The sequence below is a fragment of the Paractinoplanes maris genome (genome assembly GCF_023544465.1).
Classification (GTDB): Bacteria; Actinomycetota; Actinomycetes; order Mycobacteriales; family Micromonosporaceae; genus Actinoplanes; species Actinoplanes maris.
Genome location: NZ_JALPVL010000018.1, coordinates 192,741 through 210,515 on the forward strand (window position 1 = coordinate 192,741; position 17,775 = coordinate 210,515).

The window sequence follows — 17,775 nt, forward strand, 5'->3', positions numbered from 1 at the left end:
CGGTGGCGACGCCGGAGTGGAGCCCTGGGAGCGGGACGGCGGGATGGAGCCGTTACAGCGGGGAGGAAGCGCGGACGACCAGGGTGGTCGGCACGGTGATGGAGAGCGGGGTGCGGCCGGCGATCACGTCGGTGAGCAGCCGGACCATCTCGTCGGCGACCCGATCCAGGGGGTGGCGGACCGTGGTCAGCGGGGGTTCGGTGGTGGCGGCCAGGCCGGAGTCGTCGAAGCCGACCACCCGCACGTCGCCGGGCACGTCGCGGCCGGCCTCGCGCAGCACGCGCAGGGCGCCCTCGGCCATCGCGTCCGAGGCCACGAAGACCGCGTCCAGCCCGGGGTCGTGGGCCAGCAGCGTCCGCATGGCGGCCGCCCCCGACTCCCGGCTCCAGTCGCCGTGGGCGATCAGGCCGGGGTCGATGGTCAGGCCGTGGGCGATCAGCGCGTCGTGGTAGCCCTGCAACCGGTCGACGCCACCGCCGGTGTCCTGCGGCCCGGTGATCGTGGCGATTCTCGTACGGCCGGCGCTGATCAGATGCTCGACGGCCGACCGCCCGCCGTTGCGGTCGTCGGCCATCACCGAGCTGATCACCTGCTCGAAGCCGAGGACCCGGCCGCAGGCGACGATCGGCACCTCGGCCCGCACCAGCTGGCTGAGCAGCGGATCGCCGGAGTGCGGGGACACCAGGAGCACGCCGTCGACGTGCCCGCCGGAGAGGTACGCGATGGTGCGGCTGCGTTCCTCCGGGGTCGAGGCGATCATCAGGATCAGCGTGAGCTCGCGGTCGGACAGCGCCTGGGCGGCACTGCGCAGCAGGACGGAGAAGTTGGGATCCTCGAACAGCAGGTGCTGCGGCTCGGTGAGCAGGAAGGCGATCGATCCGGAGCGGCCGGTGGCGAGGGACCGGGCGTGCGGGTTGGCCGTGTAACCCGTACGGGAAATGGCCTCCCGCACGGCGCGCACCGCCTCGGGGCTGACCCACTCGCGGCCGTTGAGGACGCGCGAGACGGTGGCGTAAGAGACCCCGGCCTCGCGCGCGACGTCGCGGATGGTGGGCCGCTTACGCCCAGGTGAGGGCGTCGGCACGGTGGGGATCATAGCCGTCACGCTGGACCTCGATCGGGGCAGTCGCTCATGCCTTCACCGCACCCGCGCCGAGGTCGACCCGCCAATAGCGCTGCAGTGTCAAAAACAGCACCACGAGAGGGATGATCGACAGCAGCGAGCCCGTGACCACCGACGTGTACATTGCGGGCTGGGTGGCGCCCTGGTTGAGCAGGCCGCTCAGGCCCACCGTCACCGGGAAGAGCCGGTCGTCGCCGAGCATGATGAACGGCAGCATGTAGTTGTTCCAGATGGCTACGAACTGGAAGAGGAACACGGTCACGAGCCCGGAGCGCATCATCGGCAGCGCCACCCGGGAGAAGGCCCGCCAGTCGCTCGCGCCGTCCATCCGGGCCGCCTCCAGCACCTCGTCGGGCACGGTCGCGGCCGCGAAGATCCGGCAGAGATAGATCCCGTACGGGCTGATGAAGCTCGGCAGCAGCACGGCCCAGTAGGTGTTGGTCAGCCCGACCTTGGCCAGCAACAGGTATTGCGGCACGGCCAGGATCACGGCCGGCACGAGCACCCCGGCCAGCACGAGGTTGAAGGCCAGCCCCTTGCCGCGGAAGTCGTACTTGGCCATGGCGAACCCGGCCATCGCACTGACCAGCGTCGACACCGCGGCGCCGCCACCGGCGAAGACGGCCGAGTTGACCATCCAGCGCCAGTAGAGGCCGTCGCGGTAGCTGGTGAGGAACGCGATGTTGTCGAACAGGTGGGTGCTGGGCGCGAAGGTGAACGTGGTGAACAGCTCGCTCGCGCTCTTGGTCGACGCGACCAGCACCCACACGACGGGCAGCAGGCAGTAGGCGGCCCCGAGCAGCAGGAGCACGGTGGCGGTCGGGCTGGAGCGCCTGCGCGCGACCGGCGGCGCCACCTCCGCCACGGGACGAACCAAGGTGGTCACGGCCATGACTCAGTTCTCCTGACTGAAGGCTCGCGAGCCGACGAGCTTGAGGAAGCCGTACGAGATGACGAACGTGGCCGCCGCGATCACCACCGAGGTCGCCGCGGCGGAGTAGACGTCGTTGCGGACGAACGCGTCCCGGTAGACCTTCATCAGCGGGGTCCAGGTGGTCGAGATGGTGTTGCTGAGCGGCCGCAACGTCATCGGTTCGGCGAAGACCTGCAGCGTGGCGATCAGCGAGAACAGGAACGTCATGATCAGCGACGGCCCGATGACCGGGATCTTGATGCGCAGCGCGATCTGGACGTCCGACGCGCCGTCGATGCGGGCCGCCTCGAACAACTCCGTCGGGATGGCCCGCAGCGCGGTGTAGAGCACGATCATGTTGAAGCCGGTGCCGCCCCAGATCGCGATGTTGGCCACCGCGTAGAGCACCCACGACGAGCTGAGCGCGTCGGGCGCGGTGATCCCCACGCCCGACAGCACGTCGACGATCGGGCTGACCCGCGGCAGGTAGAGGAAACCCCACAGCAGCGAGGCGATCACCGCGGGGACGGCGTACGGAAGGAAGATCGCGGTGCGGGTGAAGGTGCCCACCCGGGTCCGCCCGGCGTCGAGCAGCAGGGCCATCACCAGCGCCAGGCCGAGCATGCCGGGCACCACGATCAACCCGTACGCCCCCACCCGGAGCACGCTGGGCACGAACTCCGGGTCGGTCAGCGATCGGCTGTAGTTGCTCAGCCCGGCCCACACCTCACTGCGGGCGCCGGCCCCCAGCCCGAGTCCGCTGACCTTGACCCGGCGCAGGCTCAGGTAGCCGGCGTAGACGATCGGCGCGGCCAGGAAAGCCGCGAACAGCACCAGCGCCGGGGTCAGGAAGAGGTACGGCGCGCTCCGGGTCCTCATCCGGCGACGGTGAATCCGGCGTTCTTCAGGTCACCCACCGTGGCCTGCTGAATAGTGTCCAGCGCGGTGCCGAACGCGGCGGCCTGCCGGGTCTCGGCCGCCTTGCCGAAGGCATCGTTGTAGGCGCTGTAGGCCACGTTGACGTTCGGCCCGTAGGTGAACGGCTTGGTGATTTTCCCGGCCTCGGCGGCGATCGTGTAGAAGTCCGGCTGGTTGCTGAAGAACGCCGGTGGCTGGGTCAGCGCGACGCTGGTGGCGTCGGTGGCGGCCGGGTAGACGTTGGCCGTGCCGGCCAGCGCCTTGAGCGCAGCCGGGTCGGTGTTCAGCCACTTCACGAACTCGGCGGCCTGCGCCTTGTGCTTGGACTGCGAGGTGACGCTGGTGGCCGAGCCGCCCCAGTTGCCGTTGGCGGGCGCCGCGGCGTCCCAGTCGGGCAGCAGCGCGGTCTTCCACTTGCCCTTGGTCGAGGCCGCGTTCCCTTCCAGGACGCCCGGACCCCAGACCGCGCCGAGCCAGCCGACCTGGGTGCCGTCGTTGAGGGCCGCGTTCCACTCCGGGGTGTACATCGGCTTGTTGCTGATCACGCCCTCCTGGACCAGACCGCCCCAGAAATCGGCGACCTTGCGGGTGTTGGCGTCGTTGACGGCGACGGTCCACGACTCGCCCTGCACTCCCCACCACGACGCGCCGGCCTGCTGGGACAGCCCGGCGAACCAGCCCGGGTCGTTGGACGAGAACGTGCCCAGGTACTGCTTCGGGTTCGCCTTGTGGATCTTGCGGGCGGCCTCGGCGTACTCGTCCCAGGTCTTCGGGACGGCCACGCCGGCCTTGTCGAAGATGTCGGAGCGGTAGAAGAACATCATCGGGCCGGAGTCCTGCGGCACGCCGTAGACGGCCTCGGAGCCCAGGGTGACCGAGTTCCAGGCCGACTCGCTGAACTTGGCCTTCAGGTCGCCCGCCTCCTGGGCGATGTCGGCCACCGCGTCCGCGGCCACCAGCGTCGGGATCTTCTGATACTCGGCCTGCATCACGTCGGGGGCACCGCTGCCGGCCTTGATCGCGGTGAGCAGCTTGGCCACCGCCGGGTCACCGCCGTCCTGCTTGTTGACGGTGACCTGGATGTTCGGGTGCGAGGCGTTCCAGCCCGCGACGACCTTGTCCATGTTCGGCGCCCAGCTCCAATAGGTGAGCGCCACCTTCTGGCCCGGATCGGCCGTCTCCGGGTCGTCGCCACCGCTGCACGCGGTGGTCAGTATCAGCGCCGCGGTCAGCACCCCGGCGAACGTCTTCTTCATCGCTGCTCCTCGTTGGCGGGAGACGCACGTCACTTGTTGAGCCTGTGACCGGTTACAGTGCTGCTCGCGTTCATGATTGTCAAGGGCTTGCTTCCGGGCGGTTAAGACGCGGTATCGTGCGGGCTCAGTAGCCTGTGACCGGTTACAGGAATGCCAGGGAGGCTTCGTGCTTTTGGTCGCACACCGTCCATGGTCCGAGCCGCCGCGCCGACCGCGGATGAGCAACGACGAGGACGTCCGGCCGGGGATCGCGCTGACCAGCCGGCACCTGTCGCTGCGGGGCGCGCCGGTCATCCCGGTGTCGGGCGAGCTGCACTACAGCCGGGTGCCGCGGCACCGCTGGGCCGAGCGGCTGCGCCAGATGCGGGCCGGCGGTGTCACCGTCGTGGCCAGCTATGTGTTCTGGCTGCACCACGTCGAACGCCGCGGCGAGCCCCGCTTCGACGGCAACCTCGACGTCCGCGCGTTCGTCGACGAGGTGCGGGCGGCCGGGCTCGACATGGTGCTGCGCATCGGCCCGTGGTGCCACGGCGAGAGCCGCAACGGTGGCTTCCCCGACTGGGTGCAGCAGGCGCCGGTCACCCACCGCACTGACGACCCGGCCTACCTGCCGCTGGTCGAGGAGTGGTTCGGGCAGCTCGCGGCGGCGCTGGGCCGGCCCGAGCTGCTCGGCATCCAGCTCGAGAACGAGCTCTACGACCAGCCCGGGCACCTGGTGACTTTGAAGCGGCTGGCCCGGGCGGCCGGGCTGAGCGCCCCACTGTGGACGGCGACCGCCTGGGGTGGGGCCGATCTGCCCGAGGACGAGGTGCTGCCGCTCTACGGCGGTTACGGCGACGGGTTCTGGGTGGACGCCGACGCGCCCTGGGACCCGACGTTCCGCGACCACTACTTCTTCTCGCACGTGTGGGACGATCCCGGCATCGGCGCCGACGTGCGGCGGCTGCACGAGGCCCGATTGGGCACGCCTCAGCCGCGTACGCCCTCGCCTCTGTTCCCCCCGGCCACCTGCGAGCTGAGCGGCGGCATGGGCACCGCCTACCACCGGCGGCCGTGGCCGCGCGCGCTCGACGTGGCGACGATCGCGCACTGCAAAATCGGCAACGGCTCGGCCTGGCAGGGCTATTACATGTACGCCGGGGGAACGAATCCGCCGCATACCCAGGAGTCCCACGCCACGGGTTATCCGAACGACATGCAGCGCCTCGGCTACGACTTCCACGCGCCGATCGGCGAGGCCGGTCTGCTCGGCGAAAGCCACGCCGCGCTGCGCCGGCAGCACGCTTTCCTGGCCGCTTTCGGCGACCGGCTGGCCGAGATGCCGTCAACCCTTCCTTCCGTACGCCCGAACGGCGTCGACGACACGGAAACGCTCCGCTACGCGCTGCGCAGCGACGGCGACAGCGGATTCCTCTTCATCGCCTGGCACCAGCCGCATTTCCCGCTGCCCACCTATCGGCAGGCGCAGTTCCAGGTCTCCCTCGGCCCCCGGGCGCTGACGCTGCCCCCGGTGGACATCCCGGCCGGCACGATCGCCTGCTGGCCGTTGCGGCTCGCGGTCGGCGAGGTGCATCTCGACTGGGCCACCGCCTCGGTGCTCACCGTGCTGCCCGGCGAGATTCCCACGCTGGTGCTCGTCGCCTCGGCCGGCATCGACGTCAGCTGCTCGGTCGACGGCGTCGAATCCGTTGTCACACCGGGTTTCCAGCCCATCCGTCTCGCGCCGGCTCTCGACCTCCTGGCGCTTCCGGCAGAGGCCGCCGACTCGGTCTGGGTCGATTCCCGGCGGCGCCTCCTGCTGTCGGACGACGAACTGCGCTGGGGCCCCGACGGTCGGATCGAGGCGGTCGGCACCGGCGTCCCGTCGGTGCGCGTCTACAACGGTTCCGGCTTCGTCCCGTTGCCGTTCCACCCCGGCCCGGCGGGCTTCGAGGTGGCGGCCGAGTTCGAAGAGGTGCGCCCGGCGGCCGGAACGGTCCCGGTGGCGTACGGAAAGTTCGAAGGACGCCAGTCAGCACCCACCCCGGAGACGTTCGACGAACTGGCCGCCGTGTATCGCCTGGCCGTTCCCCCCGTCACCCCCGAGCTCGACGTCTTCCTGCACATCGAGTGGGCCGGCGACGTCGGCGAACTCCGCGTCGACGGCCGCCCGGTCACCGACCGCTTCTGGGACGGCTCGCCCTGGACGGTCAACCTGCGCGACGTCCACTGGCGCCCCGGCTCGGTGCTGACGCTGCACCTGCTGCCCCTCGCCGCCGGCTCGACCGTCTCACTCCCCCACGAGGCCCACCAACGCCTGCTGGCCGCGGACGCCCAACTGCTCGACCTCACCTCGGTCCGGGTGCTGGCCCGTCAGTGTTTCGTGGAGCGGACCGAGCCGTAGATCGCCAGGTGTCGTGCCGGCATCGGATCAACCGGCTCGTACGGCCCGGAAGGTGGTCCGGATCTCGTCGGTGAGGACGCCGGGCTGCTCCAGGGCGGCGAAATGCCCACCCCGGTCGAGCTGGGCATAATGCAGCACCGTCTCGTAGCGTCGCTCGATCCAGCGCCGGGATGCCTGCACGGCCTCGCCGGGGAAGATGCTGAACCCGGCCGGAACGGGATTGGGTCCGGATCCGGATCCGCCGGCCCTGCCCTGCCGTTCTTCCCAGTAGAGCCGGGCGGCGGACGCACCGGCATTGGGCAGCCAGTAGAGCATGATGTCGTCGAGGATGTCGTCGCGGTCGACCACCTCTTCCGGGTCGCCGTCGTTGTCGGTCACGTCCTGGAAAAGGGTGTAGATCCAGGCGGCCAGCCCGGCCGGTGAGTCCGCCAGGGAGTAGCCGATCGTCTGCGGCCGGGTCGCCTGCTCCCGGGCGTACCCGTCCAGTTCGCTCTGGTAGCGCTGAGCGCGCGCCATCATCCGCTGCTCCTCCCCGGTCGCCTCGCTCATCTCCTGCGCGGTGGGAAACACCAGCGGGAAGTTGAAGTGCGCACCCCGGACGCTCCCGGGGGCCTTACGGGTGAGCTGCTCGACGACGGCCGCGCCCCAGTCGCCGCCCTGGGCGAACCAGCTGTCGTAGCCCAGGCGGCGCATGAGCGTGATCCACGCGTCGGCCACCCGGGAGATGTCCCAGCCGGTCGTGGCCGGCCGGCCGGAGAACCCGAAGCCGGGCATGGAGGGGATCACCAGGTGGAAGGCATCCTCGGCGTGGCCGCCGTGAGCCACCGGATCGGTCAGGGGGCCGATCAGATGCCGGAACTCCAGGATCGAGCCCGGCCAGCCGTGGCACAGCAGCAGCGGCACCGCGCCGGGCTCGGCCGAGCGCACATGCAGGAAGTGGACGTCGATCCCGTCGAGGACGGTGCCGAACGAGCCGAAGCCGTTGATGGCGCGCTCGGTGCGTCGCCAGTCGTACCCGGTGGCCCAGTGGTCGCACAGGGCCCGGATGCGGTCCAGCTGCGGTCCCTGAGCGGCGTCCGGCACCGTTTCGCGGTCCGGCCACCGGGTGGCGGCAAGACGGCTCAGCAGATCTTTCAAGTCGTCGTCGGAGACCGCGATCGGGTACGGCTCCACGAGGTCGGTGAGCGGGGACTTCATCAGCTGCTCCCAGGGTTTCGGCGATCGGGGTCGTCATTGTAGGCACGAAGTGGAAGACAAATTCAACTTGGAAGAACTCTTCCAGTTGGGTATGGTCGGCTCGTGCCTCCTCCCCTGCGCCGAGATGCCGAACGCAACCGTCAGCTGTTGCTGCGCACGGCGTACGACCTGATGGCCTCAGCCGGCCTCGACGTCCCGTATGAAGACATCGCCCGAGCCGCCGGCACCGGGATGGGCACCATGTACCGGCGTTTCCCGCAACGACAGGACCTGTTGGACGCCCTGTTCAGCGAGCACATCGAAACGGTGATCACCATCGCCGAGCAGGCCTCGCGCTACGACGACGCGTGGGCTGGGCTGACCTGGTTCCTCGAGCGGCAACTCGAGATCGAGGCGCAGAGCCGGGGTCTCGGGGAGTTGCTGCGCAGCCGCAACCAGGCCACGGCCCTGGTGCGGCGGGCCCACGAGCAGATGACCCCGCTGGTGGCCGGCCTCATCGCCCGCGCTGTTCGTGCGGGTCAGCTGCCGGCCGAGGCCACCCCGGCCGACTTCGCCGCCGTGCACGTGATGGTGGGCAGCGTCATGGACGCCTCCCGCACCTTCGCCCCGCAGCTGTGGCGCCGCGCTCTCACGATCGCCCTGGCGGGCCTGCGCCATGCCGACCTGTCCGGTGACCCACCGGCCGAGAACGTCATCGACCGCCTCTACAACGACCCGGAGAAGTGAAGGTTCAGCATGGCTCTGCCCGACGACCTGCTCGAAGTCCTCAACGCCAAGGCGATCTGCTTCGTGACCACCCTCATGCCCGACGGATCACCGCAGATCTCCCAGACCTGGGCCTCCACCGACGGTGAACACGTGCTCATCAACACGGTCGACACCCACCAGAAGACCCGCAACATCCACCGTGACCCGCGTATCGCCATCGGCATCGCCGACCCGGCCGCACCGTCCCGGTCCTGGGCCCTGCGGGGCACCGTCGTGGCCGCCACGACCGACGGCGCCCGGCAGAACATCGACGAGCTGTCCCAGAAATACATCGGCCGCCCCTACCCCGGTTTCGGCGGAGGCCCGCAGCAGCGGGTCATCCTCACCGTCAAGGTCGAGAAACTCCACAAACCCTGACCGTGCGCCCCGTCTGACGATCCGGCCTCGTACCGGGACTCTGTCCGCTGTCGTTCGCCTAGGATCGGCGGACGGTTGGCGCGGACACGGAGGAGGCGTTGGCGATGGAGCCGGCGGCGTTTCTGCTCGGGTGCCTGCGCCGGGCCGGGATGGGCGACGTGGTCGCGGTGGAGCCGGTGACCGGGGGGCTGGCCGCGCTGGCCGGCCTGGCGACGCGGCGGGACGCGCCACCGGTGTTCGTCAAAGCGTTCGCCGAGCCACCGGACGACGACGTCTTCACCGCCGAGGCCGAAGGGCTGGGCGTCCTGCGCGACGGCGGCATCGCGACACCCGAGGTGATCCTGGCCGACCGGGAAGTGCTCGTGTTGTCGGTGCTGCGGGCCAGACCGCGCAGTGAGACCTTCTGGGAGCAGTTCGCCCACGCGCTCGCCCGCCTGCACACCAGCACGGTTCACCCGCGGTTCGGATGGCATCGCGACAACTGGCTGGGCCGCCGGCGGCAGGTCAACACGTGGGACGACGACGGCTTCGCCTTCTTCGCCGAGCATCGGCTGCTCCGGTGGCTGGGGGAACCCCGCGTCGACGCCGCGCTCGACGCCGGCGATCGCCGGGCGCTGGATCGGCTGTGTCAGCGATTGCCCGAGCTGCTGCCCGACCGGCCGGCGTGCCTGACGCACGGGGACCTGTGGAGCCAGAACCTCTTGGCCACCCCGGACGGGCGGCCCGCGCTGATCGATCCGGCGGTGTCCTACACGTGGGCCGAGGTCGATCTCGCGCACGTGTGGACCACGTCGCCTCCGCCCGAGGCTCAACGATTCTTCACGACGTACGCGGAGTTGACCTCGCTCGACGGTGGCTGGCCGGCCCGGATGCCGATCATCCAGCTGCGGCAACACCTCGCCGTGCTGGCCCAGTTCGACGACGACTGGGGTGCGGCCGAGCTGATCCGCGCCACTCTCATCCCGTTCCGGACGTCGAGCTGACCCCGTCCGGGGGAACCGATCTGGGCTGGTTTCCGACCGGTCCGTACGGTGGCGGCATGTCCTCCGCTGCCGCCCTCGCCGGTCATCTGCACACCCTGGGTGAAGAAGAGCTGGCTGAATTGATCGCGATCCGGCGTGACGTGGCGTTCGAGCCTGCTCCGAAGTCCGTCGACCAGCTCACCGAACGGCTGCTTCATCCCTCGTCGATGACGGCCGCCGCCATCCTGCTGAACCTGCCGGAACTGCAGGTGGTCGAGGCTGCGGCCGCACTGGGCGACGGTTGCACCACCGTACGGCTGGCCGCGCTGCTGGGGGTGGCGGATGACGATCCTGACCTGGGTGCGGCAGTGCGGCGTCTCATCGAGCTTGCCCTGATCTGGCCGCATGAGGGTGCTCTGGCCGCCGGGCATCTGGACGAGATCTGGTCGCACCCGCTGGATCTCGGGTCTCGCGCCGCCGACCTCCTGACCACCCGGGCCATGAACGAACTGCGCAAGCTGGCGACCCTGTACGACATCCCGGTGACCGGCCGCGGCAAGGACGAGGTGGTCACCGCGCTCGCCTCCTGGCTGGCCCGGCCGGAGAACGTGCGCCGGCTCGCGGCCGAGGCACCGGCCGACGTCCGGGATCAACTGGTCACGCTGGCCTCGCAACCCGTCACGTCGTTCGGTCCGCCCGGGATGATGTTCGGTTCCCCTGGCATGGTGCTTCCCTGGGCAATCGACCATGGGCTTCTCATCCGGTCCGGCTGGAATGTGACAGAGATGCCGCGCGAAGTCGCTCTCGCTCTCCGCGACGGATACACAGCACCTTTCGATCCTCGACCGCCGGCCATCACGCTTTCCCCGATCGCGCCGGACGCCGCGGAACGAGACGCGGCCGCAGCCGCGGCCGAGATTCTGGCGGCGATCACCGCCGTCGTCACGGCGATGAGCAGCGGTCCGGTTCCCTTGCTGAAGACCGGCGGCCTCGGTGTACGGGAACTACGACGGATCGCCAAGCTTTCCGGTCAGGACGAGGACGGTACGCGCCTGACCGTCGAACTGCTCGCGGCCGGTGGGCTGATCGAGGCGTCGGAGGACGGGCTCACACCGTCGACAACGTATGACGAGTTCGCCGCGGCCGAACCCGCGGACCAGCTGCTCGACGTCATCGACGACTGGTTGGCCATGCCCGCGTCACCGCTGGCCCCGGCCGACTCCACCGCGACCTCTCGCCTTCTGTCCTGGGACGAGGAAGAGGAGCTGATGCTCACCGGACTGCGGGCCGTGATCCTGCGAGCCCTGCACACCGCAGTGCCGGAAGGGCAGGCGGCCGATCCAGGGACGCTCGCTCCTCGACTGAGCTGGGCGAGTCCTGTTCTGGCCGACCAAGCGGACGAGGACCTTCCGCGCTATGTCACCGGCATCTGGCGAGAAGCGCACCGGCTCGGTCTGCTCGCCCTCGGAACGATGACCGGGCTCGGTCACGCCCGACTGAGCAAAGACCCTGACGTCGCCCGCCGCCGGGCCGAGGCGATGCTGCCTCGACCTCGCGACACCGTCCTGCTGCAGAACGATCTCACCGCGGTGGTGACCGGCACCCCGTCGGCCGGGCTGCTCACCCTGCTCGACCGCGCCGCCACCCCGGAGTCTCGTAGCGGTGCCTGGACCTGGCGCTTCTCACCGGCCAGCATTCGCTCCGCGCTCGACGCCGGAGACACGCGGGACGAGTTGTCCGCGCGCATCGCCGAGGTCGCCGAGGGTGGCCGCGTACCCCAGGCGCTGACGTATCTGATCGACGACGTGGCCCGGCGCCACGGCCAGGTCAAGGTTCGTCCGACCGGCTGCTGCCTGTGCAGCGACGACGAGACCCTCCTCACCGAGATCCTCCAGACCCGCTCGCTGCACGCCCTGCGTCTGGTCCGGCTGGCCCCGACCGTCCTGGCCAGCGGCAAACCACAGGCGGAGACGCTGACCGCATTGCGGATGGCCGGATACGCGCCGGCTGCCCTGGGCGCGGACGGCAGGCCGGCCATCGAGATCCCGCGACGGCGTGCCGTACCTCAGCCGGTCGAGGACGACATCGAAGAAATGCCCGCACCGCTCCATCCCGGCAAGGTGGCACGCATGGTGCTCGGCGCTCGATGAGAGTCGGTGTGGCCGAGCGGCCGTGTGGGACTGATCAGCAACAGATTGGCATTGATGTGCGACAATCCGTGACGCGTCGGGGAGGGCTACCACCGACCCAGGAGATCCGGGGGCTTGGGTGAGCGGGATCGCAGGTCCGTCACAAGACGTCGCCACCGCGGCCGTCAGCAGCGAGAGCGCTGAGCAATCCCCGGCGGCACGAAGTCTGCTGAAACGGATGTGGTCTCGCCGCGAGTGGACTCTGGTGGTCCTCGGCGGGCTGGCGCTAGCCGTGCTGCTGACCTGGCCGACGCTGCGCGACCCGCGGCACACCGTGCCCGGCGACATCGGCGATCCGGCCATGTTCGCCTGGCAGATCGCCTGGGCCGGTCATGCGCTGCTGCACGGTCCCTCGCAGCTGTGGGACTCGAACACGTTCTATCCCGATCCGCACTCGCTGGCCTTCACCGACACCGTTCTCGGATACGCGCCGCTCGGCATGTTCGGGTCCGGCATGGAGGCGGCCCTGCTGCGCTACAACATCCTGTACGTCCTGCTGCACGCGCTCGCCTTCGTCGGGGCGTACGCGTTGACCCGTCAGCTGGGCGCGCACCCGCTCGGCGCCACGGTGGCCGGCGTCGCCTGGGCGTTCTCGCCGTGGCGGCTCGCGCATGTCGGGCACCTGAACGTCATCTCCACCGGCGGCATCGCGCTGAGCCTGGCCATGATCGCGCGCGGTCACGGCTGGTCGTTGCGCCGGGGTCATCGCCCCGACCGGCACAGTGCATGGTGGGCACTGGCCGGCTGGCTGGTCGGCGCCTGGCAGATCACCCTCGGGCTCGCCATCGGGCTCGTCTTCGCGTACGTGATGGTCGCCGTCTGCCTGGTGGCCGCGGCCTTCTACGGCTGGGCCTGGTGGCGGCGCGGCCGGCCGGCTTTCGGGCGACGGCTGCTGGCCGCCGATCTGATCGGCGGGGTGTTCTTCGGCGCCGCCACGTTGTACATAGGACTCGCCTTCTCCCGCGTGGTGGAGCTCAACCCGCAGGCCGACCGGGCGCTGAGCTGGACCGAGCTGTATTCGCCGGCCTGGCGGGGGCTCTTCGTCGCCCCTGAGTCGTCCTGGCTCTACGGCGCCCGGCACGCCGTGGCCCGGGCCGAGCTGGCGTGGCCACCGGAGATGGCGTTGCTGCCGGGCATCGCCCTGATCATCCTGGCCACGACGGGGATGTTCTTCTCGGTCTTCCGGGTCCGCCACCGGATCCTGTTGACCGTCGGCACGCTGGTCGCGGTGCTGCTGACCCTCGGCGCGACCCTGCCCTGGCACGGCGACCCGGGCTATCTGACCCTCTCCAAGCACCTGCCGGGCTGGTCGGCGCTGCGCACACCCGGACGGATCATGGTGTGGACCACGCTGTTGATGGCCATCCTGGCCGCCGGTGCGGTCAGCGCCTTCGTCGCCGAGGTGCGGGGCGCCGCGCCCTGGCGCAAGCCCGGGACCGCACGGTCCGGCCCCGTGGCCCGCGGCAAGTTCGTCGTTCTGCGGCTCGCCCTGCTGATCCCGCTCGTGCTGGTCGTCGTCGACGGGATCAACCGCACCCCCCACCCCGAGGTGCTGCGATATCCGGCCGCGATGAGGGTCGCAGCGGAGCCGACCCTGGTGCTGCCCAGCGGCGGCAGCCTCGAGATGTCCATCATGCTGTGGTCCACCAACGGGTTCCCGCGCATCCCCAACGGCATCGTCACCTTCGTCCCGACCGGGCAGGAGCGGGTCCGCTCGAGCAGCATGACGTTCCCGGACACGGCCAGCATCGCCGCGCTACGGGCGGACGGCATCCGGTCGGTCGTCGTCCTGCCCGAGTGGCTGAGCGGCACCCCGTGGGAAGGCGTGCCCGGCCGCCCGATCGACGGCCTGGGCATAACCCGCGAAGACATCGACGGCGCCATCCTCTACCGGCTCGGCTGACAAACCAGCGCCGGCCACCGTGATCTCAGCACCTTCCCGCCGGCGCCCGGGCCAGTCGGCCACCACTGTCCGAGGGCTTGACGTACGCCTATAGTCATCAAGCATGGTGAGCGCCTCCCGCGGAACGACGACCAGCCTGTCCCTCTCCCGCCTTCTGTGTAGGTACAGTCCTCCTGACGTAGGCACTTCGTTGAGGGTGCAACCGATGAGTTCGGTCTCGGTCCGAGAGTTCTCCTACAACCCGAGCGCCATGTTCAACCGCGCCGAGCACGGCGAGACGATCGAGGTGACCCGCCACGGCAAGGTCATCGCGGTGCTACTCCCTGGCGCGACAGGCCTGGGCCGTCATTCTCCGCTGGTCGCCAAAGGTCTGATCCGGCTCAAGGCCACCACGACAGCCGACCTCGACCGCCTGCCGTCCTACGACATTCCGGCCGAGGCCTCGCCTTTGGATCTGCTGCTGGAGGCCCGAGCCGAGGACGACCGTTGATATATCTGGACGCCTCCGCACTCGTGACACTGCTGGCCAGGCGCACCTACGCCAAGGAGCTGAGCGAGTTCCTGGAAAGCCGGCCGGTGATGCCTATGGCCACCAGCACTCTAGGTGTTGATTCGCTGGACACGTTGGTACCTACGACAAACGGATGCTTGACGTCGCGCGGGCGGAGGGTTTGCCGGTCGAAGCTCCAGGTTTCCGCTGACTGGGCAGCCGCCGGTTTGGAGTGCTTCAGGTCGGGGTGGGTTTGGTGTTGGTGGCGGTCAGGGGGGTGGCCAGGTCTTCCAGACTCTTTCGTTCGGCCTTCACGCCCAGGAACGCCTCGACCAGCCCGGCTGCGATCATCAGGCTGGCGCCGATGACGAAGGCCAGGACGGTGTCGCCGACCTGGCCGGTGCCGACCAGTTCGGCGAACAGCAGGGGGCCGGTGATGCCGCCGGCGGCGGTGCCGATGGCGTAGAAGAAGGCGATCGCCAGGGCGCGGGTCTCCATCGGGAAGATCTCGGAGACGGTCAGGTAGGCCGAGCTCGCGCCGGCCGAGGCGAAGAACAGCACCACGCACCAGCAGGCGGTCATGGTGACCGCGGTCAGCACGCCGGCGCTGAACAGCCAGGCGGTGACCAGCAGCAGCACGCCGGACAGGACGTAGGTTCCGGTGATCATGATCTTGCGGCCCACCGAGTCGAACAGGCGGGCCAGCAGCAGCGGGCCGAAGAGGTTGCCCACGGCGATCACCGCGAAGTAGTAGCCCGTGCTGCCGGGTGGCACGTCGAAGAACGTCTGCAGGATCTGCGCGTACCCGAAGGTGATCGCGTTGTAGAGGAACGCCTGCCCGATGAAGAGCGACAGACCCAGCGCCGACCGTTTGGGGTACTGCTTGATCAGCGTCTTGGCGATCTCGCCGAAGCCGATCGTACGGCGCTGGTGGATGGTGATGTATTTGTCGACCGGCTCGAGCGTCACGTTGTCCTCGCGCTCGACCGTCCTCTCGACGTCGCCGACCAGCTTCTCGGCCTCGTCGCCGCGGCCGTGGATGAACAGCCAGCGCGGGCTCTCGGGCACGTGGCGGCGCACCAGCAGGATGACGAAGCCGAGCACCACGCCCAGCCCGAAGGCGACCCGCCAGCCCCAGCTGACCGGCAGCGCCGTGAGGATCGGCACGGTCAGCAGCGCCCCGAACGCCGCACCGGCCCAGTAGGTGCCGTTGATCACGATGTCGATGCGGCCGCGGTACTTGGCCGGGATGAGCTCGTCGATCGCCGAGTTGATGGCCGCGTACTCGCCGCCGATGCCCGCGCCGGTGACGAACCGGAAGATGAAGAACCACCACGCGTCGAAGGAGAGCGCGGTCATCGCCGTACCGAAAAGGTAGACGGCCAGCGTGAGGATGAAGAGCTTCTTGCGGCCGAAGCGGTCGGTCAGCCAGCCGAAGAAGAGCGCACCGAAGCAGGCGCCGAGCACGTAGATCGCCGCGCCCAGGCCGGTGACCTGGCTCTGCGTGATGTCGAGACCGCTGCCGGGCTCGGCCAGGCGCCCGGAGAGGTTGCCGACGATGGTGACTTCGAGACCGTCGAGGATCCAGACCGTGCCCAGACCGATGACGATCATCCAGTGCCAACGGGCCCAGGGAAGGCGGTCGAGCCGCGCAGGCACATCGGTGCGCACATCTGCCATGTGGCGGGGTCTACCCCGCTGATCCCTCACGGTAACCGGCGCGGCTGCGGCATGATGGGGTTTTCCCCTTGACCGGCTGGGAAAGTAGCCAGCAGGAGGCCGCGTGCGGTTTGTCCGCCGGACCTCCACAGTGTTGATACTCACGGCATAATCGGCCTGGTCAGGGTGCTCTACTTAACGAGACACCGAGCACCGAGGGAGTGGTAATGCAGCGGCATCGGGTGGCAGTTATCGGCGCCGGCTTCGGGGGTCTGTTCGCGATCAGGGCGCTTCGTAAGGCACCGGTCGACATCACGCTCATCAACGGCACGGCTTACCACCTGTTCCAGCCCTTGCTCTACCAGGTGGCGACCGGCGTGTTGTCCGAGGGCGAGATCGCCCCGCCCATCCGTGAGGTGCTGAAGCGGCAGGACAACGTCGACGTCAAGCTCGGCTGGGCCCAGCGCGTCGACACCGACCAGAAGGTCGTCTACGTGTCCGGCCCGGGCATCGATTACACGGTGGAGTACGACACTCTGATCGTCGCCGCCGGGGCTTCGCAGTCCTACTTCGGCAACGACCACTTCAACGACTACGCGCCCGGCATGAAGAGCATCGACGACGCCCTCGAGCTGCGCGCCAAGATCTTCGGCGCCTTCGAGATCGCCGACCTGCAGACCGACCCCGAGGCGCAGGAGCGCTGGCTCACCTTCGTGGTGGTCGGCGCCGGCCCGACCGGGGTCGAGATGGCCGGTCAGATCGCCGAGCTGGCCCACCGCAACCTGCCGGGGCAGTACAAGCACATCGACCCCCGCAAGGCCCGGATCATCCTGGTCGACGCGGTCGGCGCGGTGCTCAACACCTTCGGCGACCACCTCTCCACCCGGGCGCTGCGCCAGCTGCACCTGATGGGGGTCGAGGTCGAGCTCAACACCAAGGTGGTCGACGTCGACGCGACCGGCATCGAGGTCGAGTCCGAGCGCGGTCACGAGCGCATCCCGTCGATGACCAAGGTGTGGGCGGCCGGCGTGCAGGCGCCCGCACTGGCCCGGCAGGTCGCCGAGGCGGCCGGGGCCGAGACCGACCGCGCGGGCCGCATCATGGTCAACCCCGACCTGACCGTTCCGGGTCACCCCGAGATCTTCGCGCTGGGCGACATGATGAACCTGGCCGGCGCCGACGGCCGCCCGCTGCCCGGAGTGGCCCAGGTGGCCATCCAGGGTGGCAACTACGCGGCCAAGGTGATCGAGAAGCGGCTGCGCCGCAAGCCCGCGCCCGAGCCTTTCAAGTATTTCGACAAGGGCAGCATGGCCACGATCTCGCGGTTCTCCGCGGTGGCCAGCGTCGGCAAGTTCCGCCTGTCGGGCTTCTTCGCCTGGCTGATGTGGCTCGCCGTGCACGTCTTCTACCTGGTCGGCTTCAAAAACCGGTTCACCACCGTGCTGCACTGGGCGGTCAGCTTCCTGGGGCGCGGCCGCTCCGAGCGGGTCGCGACCGAGCAGCAGGCCTTCGCCCGGCGCGCGATGAAGGACTACGGCGACCCGTACCAGCGGGTCCGCGCCCCGGAGGAGACCGAAGCTCTGCGGGCCACCGCCCCGGCGGAGACCGAAGCCGCCCCGGCGCCCGTAGAGAAAGCAACGGTCGGCAAGTAACAAAG

At 69.5% G+C, this 17,775-nt stretch carries 14 protein-coding genes; 8 read left to right on the plus strand and 6 right to left on the minus strand.

Going from position 1 to position 17,775, the window contains the following annotated elements; all coding sequences use genetic code 11:
- Window positions 1–52: 52 nt before the first annotated feature.
- The 4 genes from NAG42_RS41610 to NAG42_RS41625 are packed head-to-tail and all read right to left on the minus strand — an operon-like array spanning window position 53 to window position 4,210.
- Window positions 53–1,096, minus strand: a complete 1,044-nt coding sequence (locus NAG42_RS41610) for a LacI family DNA-binding transcriptional regulator (protein WP_250038042.1) — start codon at window positions 1,094–1,096, stop codon at window positions 53–55.
- Between the two features lie 34 nt (window positions 1,097–1,130).
- On the minus strand, window positions 1,131–2,015 hold the full coding sequence (locus NAG42_RS41615; RefSeq protein WP_438872523.1) for a carbohydrate ABC transporter permease: 885 nt from the start codon (window positions 2,013–2,015) through the stop codon (window positions 1,131–1,133).
- Window positions 2,016–2,018: 3 nt separating this feature from the next.
- Window positions 2,019–2,915: a carbohydrate ABC transporter permease gene (locus NAG42_RS41620; RefSeq protein WP_250038044.1), complete on the minus strand. Its 897-nt coding sequence runs from the start codon at window positions 2,913–2,915 to the stop codon at window positions 2,019–2,021.
- Window positions 2,912–4,210, minus strand: a complete 1,299-nt coding sequence (locus NAG42_RS41625) for an ABC transporter substrate-binding protein (RefSeq protein WP_250038045.1) — start codon at window positions 4,208–4,210, stop codon at window positions 2,912–2,914. The genes NAG42_RS41620 and NAG42_RS41625 overlap by 4 nt, the downstream gene beginning before the upstream one ends.
- A gap of 217 nt (window positions 4,211–4,427) precedes the next feature.
- Between NAG42_RS41625 and NAG42_RS41630 the strand changes: the two genes are divergently transcribed.
- Window positions 4,428–6,593, plus strand: a complete 2,166-nt coding sequence (locus NAG42_RS41630) for a beta-galactosidase (protein ID WP_250038046.1) — start codon at window positions 4,428–4,430, stop codon at window positions 6,591–6,593.
- 27 nt (window positions 6,594–6,620) lie between these two features.
- On the opposite strand, the gene NAG42_RS41635 is transcribed toward NAG42_RS41630, so the two are convergent.
- Window positions 6,621–7,790: an epoxide hydrolase family protein gene (locus NAG42_RS41635; RefSeq protein WP_250038047.1), complete on the minus strand. Its 1,170-nt coding sequence runs from the start codon at window positions 7,788–7,790 to the stop codon at window positions 6,621–6,623.
- A gap of 102 nt (window positions 7,791–7,892) precedes the next feature.
- Between NAG42_RS41635 and NAG42_RS41640 the strand changes: the two genes are divergently transcribed.
- The 6 genes from NAG42_RS41640 (at window position 7,893) to NAG42_RS41665 (ending at window position 14,459) form a co-directional block, all read left to right on the plus strand.
- Entirely contained in the window at window positions 7,893–8,516 is a 624-nt protein-coding gene (locus NAG42_RS41640; protein ID WP_250038048.1) for a TetR/AcrR family transcriptional regulator, read from the plus strand.
- A 9-nt stretch (window positions 8,517–8,525) separates the two neighbouring features.
- Window positions 8,526–8,915: a TIGR03618 family F420-dependent PPOX class oxidoreductase gene (locus tag NAG42_RS41645; protein WP_250038049.1), complete on the plus strand. Its 390-nt coding sequence runs from the start codon at window positions 8,526–8,528 to the stop codon at window positions 8,913–8,915.
- Between the two features lie 104 nt (window positions 8,916–9,019).
- A complete protein-coding gene (locus tag NAG42_RS41650) occupies window positions 9,020–9,898 on the plus strand; it encodes a fructosamine kinase family protein (protein ID WP_250038071.1) in 879 nt (292 codons plus the stop codon).
- 56 nt (window positions 9,899–9,954) lie between these two features.
- Window positions 9,955–12,027 carry a helicase-associated domain-containing protein gene (locus NAG42_RS41655; RefSeq protein ID WP_250038050.1) on the plus strand — a complete coding sequence of 691 codons (2,073 nt, stop codon included), beginning with the start codon at window positions 9,955–9,957 and terminating at the stop codon, window positions 12,025–12,027.
- A gap of 217 nt (window positions 12,028–12,244) precedes the next feature.
- Entirely contained in the window at window positions 12,245–13,969 is a 1,725-nt protein-coding gene (locus NAG42_RS41660) for a putative glycosyltransferase family protein (RefSeq protein WP_250038051.1), read from the plus strand.
- A gap of 205 nt (window positions 13,970–14,174) precedes the next feature.
- Window positions 14,175–14,459 carry a type II toxin-antitoxin system Phd/YefM family antitoxin gene (locus NAG42_RS41665; protein ID WP_250038052.1) on the plus strand — a complete coding sequence of 95 codons (285 nt, stop codon included), beginning with the start codon at window positions 14,175–14,177 and terminating at the stop codon, window positions 14,457–14,459.
- 237 nt (window positions 14,460–14,696) lie between these two features.
- Here NAG42_RS41665 and NAG42_RS41670 read toward each other — a convergent pair whose 3' ends face one another.
- Complete coding sequence (locus tag NAG42_RS41670) at window positions 14,697–16,139, minus strand: MFS transporter (RefSeq protein ID WP_250038053.1); 1,443 nt, start codon at window positions 16,137–16,139, stop codon at window positions 14,697–14,699.
- Window positions 16,140–16,345: 206 nt separating this feature from the next.
- On the opposite strand from NAG42_RS41670, the gene NAG42_RS41675 reads away from it, so the two are divergent.
- Entirely contained in the window at window positions 16,346–17,770 is a 1,425-nt protein-coding gene (locus tag NAG42_RS41675) for an NAD(P)/FAD-dependent oxidoreductase (protein ID WP_250038054.1), read from the plus strand.
- The last annotated feature ends 5 nt before the right edge of the window (window positions 17,771–17,775 follow it).

Excerpts from the sequence above, each read along its gene's own strand:
- NAG42_RS41610 (WP_250038042.1), bottom strand. The coding sequence starts at position 1,096 with ATGATCCCCACCGTGCCGACGCCCTCACCTGGGCGTAAGCGGCCCACC.
- NAG42_RS41615 (WP_438872523.1), bottom strand. The coding sequence starts at position 2,015 with ATGGCCGTGACCACCTTGGTTCGTCCCGTGGCGGAGGTGGCGCCGCCG.
- NAG42_RS41620 (WP_250038044.1), bottom strand. The coding sequence starts at position 2,915 with ATGAGGACCCGGAGCGCGCCGTACCTCTTCCTGACCCCGGCGCTGGTG.
- NAG42_RS41625 (WP_250038045.1), bottom strand. The coding sequence starts at position 4,210 with ATGAAGAAGACGTTCGCCGGGGTGCTGACCGCGGCGCTGATACTGACC.
- NAG42_RS41630 (WP_250038046.1), top strand. The coding sequence starts at position 4,428 with ATGAGCAACGACGAGGACGTCCGGCCGGGGATCGCGCTGACCAGCCGG.
- NAG42_RS41635 (WP_250038047.1), bottom strand. The coding sequence starts at position 7,790 with ATGAAGTCCCCGCTCACCGACCTCGTGGAGCCGTACCCGATCGCGGTC.
- NAG42_RS41645 (WP_250038049.1), top strand. The coding sequence starts at position 8,526 with ATGGCTCTGCCCGACGACCTGCTCGAAGTCCTCAACGCCAAGGCGATC.
- NAG42_RS41650 (WP_250038071.1), top strand. The coding sequence starts at position 9,020 with ATGGAGCCGGCGGCGTTTCTGCTCGGGTGCCTGCGCCGGGCCGGGATG.
- NAG42_RS41655 (WP_250038050.1), top strand. The coding sequence starts at position 9,955 with ATGTCCTCCGCTGCCGCCCTCGCCGGTCATCTGCACACCCTGGGTGAA.
- NAG42_RS41660 (WP_250038051.1), top strand. The coding sequence starts at position 12,245 with ATGTGGTCTCGCCGCGAGTGGACTCTGGTGGTCCTCGGCGGGCTGGCG.
- NAG42_RS41665 (WP_250038052.1), top strand. The coding sequence starts at position 14,175 with ATGAGTTCGGTCTCGGTCCGAGAGTTCTCCTACAACCCGAGCGCCATG.
- NAG42_RS41670 (WP_250038053.1), bottom strand. The coding sequence starts at position 16,139 with ATGGCAGATGTGCGCACCGATGTGCCTGCGCGGCTCGACCGCCTTCCC.
- NAG42_RS41675 (WP_250038054.1), top strand. The coding sequence starts at position 16,346 with ATGCAGCGGCATCGGGTGGCAGTTATCGGCGCCGGCTTCGGGGGTCTG.